General features: G+C 35.0%; 9 protein-coding genes. 3 read left to right on the plus strand and 6 right to left on the minus strand.

What is annotated here, in order from left to right:
- Position 1: 1 nt before the first annotated feature.
- The 6 genes from rplD to rpsL all read right to left on the minus strand — a co-directional run bounded on the left by rplD (position 2) and on the right by rpsL (position 4,737).
- Positions 2-631, minus strand: coding sequence for a 50S ribosomal protein L4 (gene rplD, locus Q4487_RS05645; protein ID WP_100896728.1), 630 nt, complete (start codon positions 629-631; stop codon positions 2-4).
- A complete protein-coding gene (rplC, locus tag Q4487_RS05650; protein WP_100896729.1) occupies positions 631-1,248 on the minus strand; it encodes a 50S ribosomal protein L3 in 618 nt (205 codons plus the stop codon). Before rplC ends, rplD begins: the two co-directional genes overlap by 1 nt.
- Positions 1,249-1,408: 160 nt before the next feature.
- Positions 1,409-1,714, minus strand: coding sequence for a 30S ribosomal protein S10 (gene rpsJ, locus Q4487_RS05655; RefSeq protein ID WP_013621711.1), 306 nt, complete (start codon positions 1,712-1,714; stop codon positions 1,409-1,411).
- Positions 1,715-1,724: 10 nt separating this feature from the next.
- On the minus strand, positions 1,725-3,857 hold the full coding sequence (fusA, locus tag Q4487_RS05660; protein WP_100896730.1) for an elongation factor G: 2,133 nt from the start codon (positions 3,855-3,857) through the stop codon (positions 1,725-1,727).
- A gap of 2 nt (positions 3,858-3,859) precedes the next feature.
- Positions 3,860-4,336 (minus strand): 30S ribosomal protein S7, encoded by a 477-nt coding sequence (gene rpsG, locus Q4487_RS05665; RefSeq protein WP_072303198.1) that lies wholly within the window; start codon positions 4,334-4,336, stop codon positions 3,860-3,862.
- Positions 4,337-4,362: 26 nt separating this feature from the next.
- A complete protein-coding gene (gene rpsL, locus Q4487_RS05670) occupies positions 4,363-4,737 on the minus strand; it encodes a 30S ribosomal protein S12 (protein ID WP_013621708.1) in 375 nt (124 codons plus the stop codon).
- Between the two features lie 304 nt (positions 4,738-5,041).
- Here rpsL and Q4487_RS05675 point away from each other — a divergent pair, with 304 nt between their 5' ends.
- The 3 genes from Q4487_RS05675 to Q4487_RS05685 all read left to right on the plus strand — a co-directional run bounded on the left by Q4487_RS05675 (position 5,042) and on the right by Q4487_RS05685 (position 13,230).
- Positions 5,042-8,215 carry a SusC/RagA family TonB-linked outer membrane protein gene (locus Q4487_RS05675; RefSeq protein ID WP_303540981.1) on the plus strand — a complete coding sequence of 1,058 codons (3,174 nt, stop codon included), beginning with the start codon at positions 5,042-5,044 and terminating at the stop codon, positions 8,213-8,215.
- Positions 8,216-8,225: 10 nt separating this feature from the next.
- Positions 8,226-9,593, plus strand: coding sequence for a SusD/RagB family nutrient-binding outer membrane lipoprotein (locus Q4487_RS05680; RefSeq protein WP_303540980.1), 1,368 nt, complete (start codon positions 8,226-8,228; stop codon positions 9,591-9,593).
- Between the two features lie 379 nt (positions 9,594-9,972).
- Positions 9,973-13,230, plus strand: a complete 3,258-nt coding sequence (locus Q4487_RS05685) for a SusC/RagA family TonB-linked outer membrane protein (protein ID WP_303540978.1) — start codon at positions 9,973-9,975, stop codon at positions 13,228-13,230.
- The last annotated feature ends 2 nt before the right edge of the window (positions 13,231-13,232 follow it).

Below are 13,232 nucleotides of genomic sequence, written 5' to 3' on the forward strand. Positions count from 1 at the left end.
TTTATTTGTTTAAGTTCGATACAATTCCCTCTAATGCACCCTCAAATAACACTACACTAGAAGCATTAAGTATTTTGTAAGTGCTTAATTCTGAGTTAATTACAACTTCGGAACGCTTTAAATTGCGCGATGACAAATATACATTATTATTTGAATCACCCAACACAATTAAAGATTTTTTATTTTCAATACCCAATGACTTAAGAACTTCTTTAAATTCTTTAGTTTTTGGAGCATCAAAATTAAAGTCTTCAACTACTAAAATTGCTTTCTCATTTTGCTTAATACTAAAAGCAGATTTTCTTGCCAAACGCTTAACGTTCTTATTTAATTTCTGCTTATAATCTTTAGGACGCGGGCCAAAAATACGACCACCACCTCTAAAAACCGGAGATTTAATACTACCCGCACGAGCAGTACCTGTTCCCTTTTGTTTCTTTATTTTTCTTGTACTACCAGCAATCTCAGCTCTTTCCTTTGATTTATGGTTTCCTTGCCTCTGATGTGCCAAATACTGCTTTACATCTAAATATACAGCATGGTTATTAGGCTCTATTGCGAATACCGAGTCAGTAAGGTCTACCTTTCTACCCGTATCTTTTCCTTTACTATCTAAAACTGCTACTTTCATTACTTCTGAATAGTTACGTAAGCGTTTTTATGACCAGGAACACAACCTTTTACTACTAAAAGATTTTTTTCTGGAACTACTTTATAAACTCTAAGGTTTTGAACAGTGACTCTTTCACCACCCATTCTACCTGCCATCTTCATACCCTTAAAAACTCTTGCAGGATAAGAAGCTGCACCAATAGAACCCGGAGCTCTTAATCTATTATGCTGACCATGCGTAGCCTGACCAACACCTCCAAAGCCATGTCTTTTAACAACACCTTGAAAACCTTTACCTTTTGACGTACCTACTACATCAACAAATTCACCTTCTTTAAACTGATCAACACTTATAGAGTCACCAAGCTTAAATTCACCATCAAAACCTTGAAATTCAACGACTTTCTTTTTAGGAGAAGTACCTGCCTTTTTAAAATGACCCGATTGAGCCTTATTAGCACGCTTTTCTGCCTTGTCATCGAAACCTAGTTGAAGAGCACTATACCCATCAACCTCCTCAGTTCTGACTTGGGTAACAACACATGGCCCAGCTTCGATTACTGTACATGGAATATTCTTTCCATTTTCATCAAAGATGCTGGTCATGCCAATCTTTCTTCCAATTAACCCAGACATATTTATTAATTATTAATTATTAATTACTTATTTATTACTTAACTTTTTGACAAAAAAACAGGGTCAAAAATAACTCAACCCTGAATTTATTTTTTCCGTCTTTCCTTCGCGAAACGCTTAGGACATGTCATCTACCCCTATCAGAGGCAGACATAGATACTTAAACTTTAATCTCTACTTCTACACCACTTGGCAACTCTAACTTCATTAGAGCGTCAATAGTTTTTGAAGAAGAACTATAAATATCTAATAATCTTTTATAAGAACTTAACTGAAACTGCTCTCTAGATTTTTTATTTACGTGCGGTGAACGCAATACTGTAAATATCTTCTTGTGAGTTGGTAACGGAATTGGTCCAGTTATAACCGCTCCAGTAGTCTTAACAGTCTTAACAATTTTCTCAGCAGATTTATCTACTAAATTGTGATCGTAAGATTTTAATTTTATTCTAATTTTTTGACTCATTTTACTAAATTTAAGCGGTTGCTCCTTTTGCTGCCTTAATTACTTCTTCAGATATGTTAGATGGAGTTTCTGCATAATGAGAAAATTCCATTGTAGATGTTGCTCTACCAGAAGACAATGTTCTTAACGATGTTACATATCCAAACATTTCCGATAAAGGAACTTCACCTTTAACAACCTTAGCACCAGCTCTGTCATCCATACTACTGATAACACCTCTTCTTCTGTTAAGATCACCAACTATATCACCCATATTTTCTTCTGGAGTTAACACCTCCATTTTCATTATAGGCTCCATTATAACAGCTCCAGCAGCTTTACCCGCAGCCTTATAACCCATTTTTGCAGCTAATTCAAAAGATAAAGCATCAGAATCCACAGGGTGGAAAGATCCATCTTTTAACACAACTTTCATTGTATCCATTTCATAACCAGCTAAAGGACCATTTCTCATAGCGACATCAAATCCTTTCTGTACAGCAGGTATAAACTCTTTAGGAATACGCCCACCTTTAATCTCATCAACAAACTGAAGACCTTCACCTTCGAAATCTGAATCCGCAGGACCCATTTCAAATACGATGTCACCAAATTTACCACGACCACCAGATTGCTTCTTATAAGTCTCTCTGTGAGATGCAGTTTTTGTTAACGCTTCTTTATATTCAACTTGAGGCTCACCTTCGTTCACTTCAACTTTAAACTCTCTTCTTAAACGATCCACAATGATATCCAAGTGAAGCTCACCCATTCCAGAAATAATAGTCTGTCCTGAAGCTTCATCTGTTTTCACCTGAAAAGTTGGATCTTCTTCAGCTAATTTAGCCAAAGCCATACCTAACTTATCAACATCTGCTTTAGTTTTTGGCTCAACTGCAATACCAATTACTGGATCAGGAAAGTCCATACTTTCTAAAACAATAGGATGCTTTTCATCAGACATAGTATCACCAGTCTTAATATCTTTAAAACCTACTGCAGCTCCAATATCTCCTGCTTCGATATAATCAATAGCATTTTGCTTATTAGAATGCATTTGGTAAATACGAGATATACGCTCTTTTTTACCAGATCTATTATTCAATATATAAGAACCAGCATCTAAACGACCTGAATATGTTCTAAAGAATGCCAAACGACCAACAAAAGGATCTGTAGCAATCTTAAATGCTAATGCAGAAAACGGCTCCTTAACATCTGGCTTACGAGTTTCCTCTTCACCTGTATCAGGATTTGTTCCTACGATATCATCCTTATCCACAGGAGAAGGCAAATACCTACAAACAGCATCTAATAAAAACTGAACACCTTTATTCTTAAATGAAGAACCACAAATCATTGGAATAATAGCTCTATCCATAACAGCAGCTCTTAAAGCAGCATGTACTTCATCTTCAGTAATAGAATCCTCATCCTCAAAGAACTTCTCCATTAGATTTTCATCGTACTCAGCAACAGCTTCAATCAAAGCAGCTCTATACTCATGCACTTCAGCCTTCATTTCCTCAGGAATCTCAACTACATCAAAAGTAGCTCCAAAACCCTCATCATGCCATACAATAGCTCTATTCTTTGCTAAATCAACAATACCTTTAAAATCAGCCTCATCACCTATTGGCAATACGATTGGAACCGCATTAGAACCCAACATTGTTTTAACCTGCTTACAAACCATTAAAAAGTTTGATCCCTGACGGTCCATTTTATTAACAAAACCAATACGAGGAACTTTATAGTTATCAGCCAATCTCCAGTTAGTTTCTGATTGAGGCTCAACACCATCAACAGCACTAAATAAGAAAACCAAACCATCAAGAACACGTAAAGACCTATTTACCTCTACAGTAAAATCTACGTGACCCGGAGTATCTATAATATTAAAATGATATCCTTTTGCACCTTCTGTAGGCTGACCGTTTTCCATAGGAAACTGCCACGTACAAGTAGTTGCAGCAGAAGTAATTGTAATACCTCTTTCCTGCTCTTGCTCCATCCAGTCCATAGTTGCAGCGCCATCATGCACTTCACCTATTTTATGACTAACACCCGTATAAAACAAAATACGTTCAGTTGTTGTCGTCTTACCTGCATCAATGTGCGCAGCAATACCAATATTTCTTGTATATCTTAAATCTCTACCCATATCTAGAATCTAAAATGTGAGAATGCTTTATTTGCTTCAGCCATCTTGTGAGTATCAACTCTTTTCTTAACCGCCGCACCTTCTTCTTTAGCCGCAGCTAAAACCTCCGCCGCTAATTTCTGAGCCATTGACTTTTCATTTCTCTTACGAGAATAACTAATCAACCACTTCATAGCAGTAGAAATTTTACGATCTGGTCTAATCTGCATCGGAATCTGAAATGTAGCTCCACCCACTCTACGACTACGTACTTCTACGTGAGGCATAACATTGGATAACGCTTCCTTCCACAACTCTAAAGCTGACTTCTCTTCATCAGTGTTCTTCTCCTCTACAATAGCAATTGCATCATAGAAAACCTTAAAGGCTACAGATTTTTTACCATCCCACATCATCATATTAACGAAACGCGTCACTAATTGATCATTAAATTTTGGATCCGGTAAAAGAGGCCTTTTTTTCGCCTGTTTTTTTCTCATCTCTTCTCTTTGTAAGTGTTAGTTAATTACTTCTTAGGGCGTTTTGCTCCATACTTAGATCTACGCTGAGTTCTCCCAGCAACACCTGCCGTATCTAAAGCACCTCTAACGATGTGGTACCTAACACCTGGTAAATCTTTTACTCTTCCGCCTCTTACTAATACTATCGAGTGCTCTTGTAAATTGTGACCCTCTCCTGGGATGTAAGCATTTACTTCTTTTCCATTTGTCAACCTAACCCTTGCAACTTTACGCATTGCAGAGTTTGGTTTCTTTGGAGTAGTTGTGTAAACACGTGTACAAACCCCTCTTCTTTGAGGACACGAATCCAAAGCAGCCGATTTACTCTTCTTAGTAATTGAGACCCTTCCTTTTCGTACTAATTGTGAAATTGTTGGCATACTATATTTATATGTATATAAATTTTTTCCCTTCTTTTAAGGGCGGCAAATGTAGTAATTATTTATTAAAATTCAAATAGTTACACATTAATTTTCTCTTTTTTAATAAATCTACAGATTAAACTCTAAAAAAAATCAGGACAAAACACTGTCTGTATTCATTTTAAAAAACCAAACACTAACAATAAAATAACAATTGTTAATTTATAATTATTCCTTATTAACTTAAATTATATTGTTAATTATTTTTTTAATTAACATAATTTTTTGATTTTTGACATCGACTAATTCAAATTTTAAGAAAATGAAAACAAAACAAAGAGGAATCTTAACGCTGTTATTAGCGTTTATTGTGCACTTATCATTTGCACAACAAAAAACGATTTCGGGTACGGTAACCGACAAAGATGGGTTACCATTACCAGGAGTCAACATCCTTGTTAAAGGAACAACCAATGGCACACAAACTGGATTTGATGGCGAATACAGTATTTCTGGAAATGTTGGACAAATTTTAATCTACACTTATTTAGGTCAGAAGAGCACCAACAGAACTATTGGTGCAAATTCTACTATAAATGTTCAAATGGAAGAAGACGCTGAAGCACTACAAGAAGTTGTTGTTACAGCACTAGGCATTAAATCTAAACCCAGGGAACTTTCATACTCAGTACAGTCAGTAGATGCTGAACAAATAGAAAACTCTAATGAAGTTAATATTGCAAGCGCACTTTCTTCTAAGGCAGCTGGCGTACAGGTAACTGCATCTTCAGGTTCAGTAGGTGCTTCTGCAAATATTAGGGTTCGTGGTAGTACTTCAATTAACAGAAACAATAGCCCACTTTTTGTAGTAGATGGTGTTCCTATAGACAACAGTTCATCTGGTAATGGAACTGGAGGTACGGACAACTCCAACAGAGGTATAGACATTAATCAAAATGATATTGCTTCTATAAACATTTTAAAAGGTGTTGCTGCACAAACATTATATGGATTAAGAGCAGCTAACGGAGTAATTATCATAACCACAAAATCTGGAAAGTCTGGAAAACCAAAAGTAACTATTACTTCTAATGTTGCTTTCACAAACGCTAGTAATTTCCCTGAACTGCAAAAGAAATATGCACAAGGTAGGCCCGATGGAGGTGCTCCCATTTGGAGGGGACCAGATACCTTTGAAGGTTTTAGTTGGGGTCCAGAAATTTCTTCATTAGAATTTGATGGTTCTGATTATCCTTATGACCAAGGAGGCAGACTTGTTCCAGCAGGAACAGGAAATGGTATCCCTGCTAAAGCATACGACAACTTAACTTTCTTTAAGACAGGAATACTTTCTGACATTAATGTTTCTGTTAGCGGTGGTACTGAAAAAATAAAGTATTTCGTTTCCGGCGGTAAACTAGATCAAACAGGTATTTCACCTACAGAAAAATTCGGAAGAAAATCTTTTAGATCTAACATATCTGCTGATTTAAGCGAAAAAGTTACATTATCTGCAAGTGGTACTTTTGTTAACTCTGGAGGCAGAAGAGTACAAAGAGGATCTAATATATCTGGTATTATGTTAGGTTTACTTAGAACTACTCCTACTTTTAATAACGGAAACGGGTTAACAGCAGGTGAAGCAGCAAGTGAAGAATCAACATATGTTGCTCCTGATGGATCTCAAAGAAGTTATAGAGCTGGTATATACGATAACCCTTACTGGACAGTTGCTAAAAACCCATCATTTGACGATGTAAATCGTTTTATAGGTAACATCCAATTAGATTACGATGTTAATGATTGGTTAACACTAAGAGGTTCTTATGGATATGATAGATTTACTGATTCAAGAACACTAGGTGTTGATATAGGCTCAGCTTCAGATGCAAACGGAAACGTTGTAACCAGAGATGAAAGTAATGAAGATATTTCTGCTCAGTTCCTTGCTCTTATAAATACAGAAATAAATGAAAAAGTAACATTTGGAGCCACTTTGGGTGTAGATCAATATAGAAACAGAGGAAAAGTAAGAAGAACAGATGGATTTGGACTAACAATACCTGGATTCTTCCACGTATCAAACTCTGCTTCACAAACAAATCAAGAAATTTTTAGTCAAAAGGAACTAAAAGCCTTTTTAAGCCAAGTAACATTTGGATATGATAATATATTATTTGCTAATGCTGCTTTTAGAAATGATTGGTCTTCAACACTACCTAAAGATGATAATAGTTTTCAAAGTTACAGTATAGGTACAAGTTTTGTATTCTCTGAACTAATAAACGAAAGCAACTGGTTTAACTATGGTAAACTAAGAGCTTCATGGGGTGTAACTGGTAATGATGCTAATATTTTTGCAACAGATACATACTATCAAGCAGGATCAATAGGTGGTGATGGTTTTATAGACAACAATGTTTTTCCTTTATTTTCTAGTGTAGCTTTTGAAAGATCTAGCTTACTAGGTAACAACGGATTAAAACCAGAAAAAACTACCGAGTGGGAAGTTGGTGCTGAGTTTAAATTCTTTAATAACAGGCTAACTTTAGATGTAACTTATTATGACAAAGAAACTAAAGACCAAATTATTCAAGTAAGTCAACCTGCCACAACAGGATTCACTAATCGTACAGTAAATGCAGGTGTAATTTCTAACAATGGATGGGAAATATCTTCTACAATAAATCCGATTAGATCAGAAAATTTTAATTGGGATATGAATGTAAACTTCACTAAGTATGAAAATGTTGTTGAGGAACTAGTAGAAGGTATAGAACCGATTTTATTAAATGGATTCACCTCTACATCTTCTAGAGCAGTACCAGGAGAATCTTATGGCGCAATATTTGGGTCTAGATGGTTAAGAGATGAAAATGGAAATCAACTCGTTGATGATAATGGATTAGCAATAGCAGACCCCACAAGTGGTGTGATTGGTGACCCTATCCCTGATTTCACATTAGGAATTAGAAATACGTTTTCTTACAAAAACTTAAGCTTAACAGCATTAGTAGATTACCGAAAAGGTGGTGATGTTTGGTGCGGAACTTGTGGTATTCTAGATTATTTTGGTGTCTCTAAAAATACAGGCGAATTAAGAGATCAGTCTTATGTAGTACAAGGCGTGAGACAATCTGACGGACAACCAAACACAACATCTGTACCTTACGCAGATCCAGCCGGAGGCCTAGGAGCTAATAGATGGGTTCGTTACGGTTTTGGAGGAGTTGCTGAAGACTATGTTTATGATGGTTCTTTTATAAAGCTAAGAGAAATTGCATTAACGTACTCAATTCCTACGGAGATTATATCAAAAATAGGATTAGATTCTTTTTCTCTTACTGCAGCAGGTAGAAACTTATGGGTAAATACTGACTACCCAGGCATTGACCCAGAAACAAACTTAACTGGTGATTCTAATGGTATAGGCTTAGATTACTTTAACCAACCACAGACACAGAGCTACTCACTAGCTATTAAAGTATCATTTTAAAAAAAAACAAATGAAAAAATATTTAAAATTAATAATCCCTGTATTTGCAAGTATAACACTTGCATCATGTGATGAATTTGGAGATACTAATTTAGATCCAGGAAGGCCAGGAGGTGAAAACGTAAGTCTAGTTGCAATTACACCTTCTATGCAAACACAAACACATAAAAATTTAGTTGCCTCAGCAGGTAGATTATCAGCTATTATAACTCAGCAATATGTTGGTTTTGATGCACAACAAGTAGCATTTACTCAGTATGCAATTCCAGAAGGCACATTAGCAAATTTTTGGGAATTCGGTTTATACACAGGATCTATGAGAGATTGTGCCGATATGATAGAAAGAGCTAATGCTTCAGGAGAAAATATTCATACTAGAGGCTTAGCTAAAATATATATGGCTGTAAATTTAGGAATTGCAACAAACTGCTTTGGAGATGTGCCTTACTCAGAAGCTTTTTTAGGCTCTGAAAACTTAGCTCCTTCTTATGATTCTCAAGAACAAGTGTATACAACCATACACAATTTACTAGATGAAGCTATTGCTGATTTTGGACAAGTAGACCCACAGGGGCCTCTAGGAGACCTTGTTGGATCTAGTGACTGGATAGCCGTAGCACACGCATTAAAGGCAAGGTTTTATATGCAATTAACAAAGAGAGACGCAAATGCATCTAACAAAGCTCTTTCTGAAATAGCATTAGCATTTAGCAGTAATGATGACTCTCCTATTTTTGAATTTGAAAATACTACTAATGGCGGTAATCCTTTAGCTAATTTTGGTATTCAAAGACCTAACACATTAATCATTGACCCATTTTTTGATAATTTAATGAATGGAGATCCTAGAAAAGCCAAATATATGGTAGCAAATGTGGATGGAGATCAATTGTATTTTGAGAATGGAAATACAGATTTGTTCTGGGCTCAATTTGGATCACCAAGTCCGTTAATCTCATTTTCTGAACTTAAATTTATTGAAGCAGAGGCAATACAGAGAACAGGTGGCGATCCAACAAATGCTATGCAAGATGCTATACGTGCTAATATGGAATTTATAGGTATACCAGCAGGAGATATTGACACTTATTTAGCAACAGTTACCGAAACTGATTTAGAGACTATTATAGTTGAAAAGTACAAAGCTATGTTTGGTTCTGCTCCTATTGAAATATGGAACGACTACAGAAGAACTGGTTTCCCTGAACTTACAGCAAATACAGAAGGTGCTAACGGAAGTAATCCTAGCGGAGTTATACCTAGAAGATTTCTATATCCTGATTCAGAAAGACTATCTAATACAGCCGCTTATGAAGCTGCCATTAGTAACCAAGGAGGACACCTATTAGATAATGATCTGTGGGCTTTTAAAAATTAATAAAAACAAATACTTATTTAATCTATTGACATTTAAAATATAAATATTAAGATAGATTAATATTTTTGATTAGTACCTAAATGCCTTTGAAGAAATTCAAAGGCATTTCTTTTTAGCAAAAAAAACAAAACCTAAAAATTACACAATAAAACAATTAACAATTTAAGTATTTCGTATTTCAATAGTGAACTGAAAATTAACCAAAGACAATAATAAAACAAACAGTAAATCATTTCTAAATAACAAATGTTAATTTTTAAACTATTACTTATTAACTATGTTGTATTTTACTACTTATTTAGAAAGATAAACTTAAAATTAGTTTGCTTATTAACAAATATTTTTGATTTTTGAATCGACTAATTCAAATATTTCAAAAATGAAAACAAAACAAAGAGGAATCTTAACGCTACTATTGGCGTTTATTGTGCACTTAACATTTGCACAACAAAAAACGGTTTCTGGTACCGTTACAGACCAAGAAGGTGTGCCATTACCAGGAGTAAACATCCTTGTAGAAGGTACAACTACAGGGACTCAAACAGATTTTGATGGAAAGTACTCAATTTCAGCATCTAATGGTCAAATCCTTTTATTTACTTACTTAGGACAAAAACCTGTATCCAAAACAGTTACAGAAGTAAGTACTATTAACGTTCAAATGCAAGAAGATTCTGAAGCTCTAGAAGAAGTTGTTGTTACAGCTCTAGGTATCAAAAGAAGTAAAAAATCTCTTGGCTATGCCACTCAAAAGGTGTCTGCTGAAGAAATTTCAACAATAAAAGAGTCTAATGTGCTTAACCAACTTTCAGGAAAAGTAGCAGGTTTATCTGTACAGAGAACAAACAACTTAGGAGGTTCTACTAACGTTGTCATTAGGGGTCAGACTTCTTTAACGGGAAGTAACCAAGCACTATTTGTTATTGATGGTGTTCCTGTTTCTAACAGAAACACTAATACAGGAACTCAATCACAAGGTGCAACTGGTTACGATTACGGAAATCCAATCTCTGATATAAATCCTGATGACATTGAGTCTATGAACGTACTAAAAGGTGCAGCGGCAACTGCCCTATACGGTTCAAGAGCATCAAACGGTGTTATAGTTATTACAACTAAAAAAGGAACAAGAGCAAATACCAAAGATTATACAATTACTTTATCTTCAAATGCTAGTATAGGAAGTATAGATAAAAGTACTTTCCCTAAATTTCAACAAGGGTATGGTGCTGGTTATGGAGGAAATGATTTTAACTTTGCGCCATCAGATTTTAATGGTGACGGTACTATAGATAGTTATGCTAACTATAATGATGATGCATCATTTGGTCCAGCGTTTGACTCTAACTTAATGTTGTTACAGTGGGATGCTTTATATCCACAATTAACAGATACATATGGTGTAGCAAGACCTTGGGAAGCTGCCAAAAATGGTCCATTAACATTTTTTAATACACCAACTACATTTACAAATTCTGTATCTGTAGCAAAGAGGTTTGATAATGATGGATCTTTTAGACTTTCATATTCTAATTTTGACGCTAAAGGAATATTACCAAATAGCTCTCAAAAGAAAAATACTTTTTCTTTAGCCACTACAGCTAAATTAACAGATAAATTAGAAGCTACTGGCTTTGTAACCTATATAAACTCTAAAACAGTTGGTAGAAACTCCACTGGTTACAATGATAACATTGTAGGTTTTATGCGTCAATGGGGACAAAACAATGTAGATTTTAAAAGACAAAAAGATGCTTATTTCCAAACAGGAGACAACATTACTTGGAACCCTAAATCTCCAACAGATTTAACTCCTGCTTATTGGGATAATCCTTACTGGACACGCTATGAAAACTACCAAAATGATGGTAGAAATAGGTTTACTGGATACGCACAATTAAAGTATCAAATAGCAGAAAACCTATCTTTAACAGGAAAAGCTGCAGTAGATCAATACAGTGAAATACAAGAAGAAAGAAGGGCTGTAGGCTCTGTACCAACTGCTTTTGGCATTAATGAAGGACCTGATGGTAGTTACAACAGAAGTGACCAGCAATCTGGATACCTTAGGAGAAATATAAACTCAAGAGAAACTAACTTGGATTTATTAATTAACTATTCTAAAGACATTACAGAAAATTTAAGTTTTAGCTCTTTTATTGGAGGAAATGTTAGAAATTCAACTCTAAATATGATTACTGCTGCAACTAATGGTGGTTTAAAAGTACCAGGAGTATATTCACTACAAAATACTACAGATGCATTACCAAACCCTAAAGAGAGAGACGAAACAATTGAAGTACAGAGCTTTTTTGCTGGTGCAACTTTTGGCTACAAAGACTTTTTATTTTTAGAAGGTACATTACGTAGAGATAAATCATCAACTTTACCTGCTTCAGATAATTCTTATTACTATCCTGCTGTATCTGGATCATATTTATTTTCTAAAAACTTAAATGTTCCTTTTATAAAATTTGCAAAATTAAGAGCCAACTGGGCACAGATTGGTAATGATACTGGTTTTGATCAAATTAATGATACCTATACAAGTTTAACGTCTTTTCAAGGAAATGCAGCTGCTGCAGTTAGTAACTCTAAGAAAAACCCAACTTTAAAACCAGAGATATCTACTTCTTATGAATTAGGTCTTGAAATGAGGTTTTTAGAAAAAGCAAACCTTGGTTTTGATATAGCTTACTACAAAACAAATACAACAGATCAAATTGTACCTGTATCAGTAAGTGAAACAACAGGTTATACAAGTAAAGTAATCAACGCAGGAGAATTAGAAAACAAAGGTATAGAGTTTTCTGCATTTTCTGAATTTGACATTAGTAATGATTTTAAATGGAAACTAAATGTAAACTGGTCTAAAAATGAAAGTGAAGTAATTTCTTTGGCGGAAGGATTAGACGAGTTATTAATTGGTTCTTTTGGTGTTCAGGTTGTAGCTAAGCCAGGTGAAGCATACGGTGCTTTAAAAGGTACAGATTACACATACAATGCTAATGGGCAAAGAATAATTGGAGCTGACGGTAAACCTGTTTGGAGTGATGCTGATCAAATTATTGGTAACGGTAACCCAGATTGGTTAGCTGGTGTTAGAAATACATTTACATATAAAAACCTAGCTTTAAGTGTATTTGTTGATATTAGAAGTGGAGGAGATATGTACTCATTAGATCAACGATATGGACAAGCTACAGGTGTTTTAGGTAGTACTTCATATATTAATGACTTAGGCAACCCAGTAAGAAATACTTTAGCTAACGGAGGAGGTTTTATATACAAAGGAGTTTTAGCTGATGGTACACCAAATACAAAAAGATTGGATGCTAGTGGTTTTGGAAACACAGGTTACCAAGCACTTCCTTTAAGTGAGTTTGTATATGATGCGTCTTTTGTAAAGCTTCGTGAAGTTAGTTTATCTTATAATTTTGCTAAAGATGTTGTTTCAAAGTTAAACTTAGATAATTTATCTTTAACACTTGTTGGTTCTAACTTATGGATTATACATAAAAATATACCTGGAGCAGATCCTGAAACTGGTTTTGGTTCTGGCAATATTCAAGGGATTTCTTCAGGGTCTTTACCAACAACGAAGAACGTTGCCCTTAACCTTAAACTTCAATTTTAATA

This window comes from Cellulophaga sp. 3_MG-2023 (assembly GCF_030546975.1).
In the GTDB taxonomy this organism is placed as follows: Bacteria; Bacteroidota; Bacteroidia; order Flavobacteriales; family Flavobacteriaceae; genus Cellulophaga.

Excerpts from the sequence above, each read along its gene's own strand:
- Q4487_RS05680 (WP_303540980.1), top strand. The coding sequence starts at position 8,226 with ATGAAAAAATATTTAAAATTAATAATCCCTGTATTTGCAAGTATAACA.
- rplD (WP_100896728.1), bottom strand. The coding sequence starts at position 631 with ATGAAAGTAGCAGTTTTAGATAGTAAAGGAAAAGATACGGGTAGAAAG.
- rplC (WP_100896729.1), bottom strand. The coding sequence starts at position 1,248 with ATGTCTGGGTTAATTGGAAGAAAGATTGGCATGACCAGCATCTTTGAT.
- Q4487_RS05685 (WP_303540978.1), top strand. The coding sequence starts at position 9,973 with ATGAAAACAAAACAAAGAGGAATCTTAACGCTACTATTGGCGTTTATT.
- rpsL (WP_013621708.1), bottom strand. The coding sequence starts at position 4,737 with ATGCCAACAATTTCACAATTAGTACGAAAAGGAAGGGTCTCAATTACT.
- Q4487_RS05675 (WP_303540981.1), top strand. The coding sequence starts at position 5,042 with ATGAAAACAAAACAAAGAGGAATCTTAACGCTGTTATTAGCGTTTATT.
- rpsG (WP_072303198.1), bottom strand. The coding sequence starts at position 4,336 with ATGAGAAAAAAACAGGCGAAAAAAAGGCCTCTTTTACCGGATCCAAAA.
- fusA (WP_100896730.1), bottom strand. The coding sequence starts at position 3,857 with ATGGGTAGAGATTTAAGATATACAAGAAATATTGGTATTGCTGCGCAC.
- rpsJ (WP_013621711.1), bottom strand. The coding sequence starts at position 1,714 with ATGAGTCAAAAAATTAGAATAAAATTAAAATCTTACGATCACAATTTA.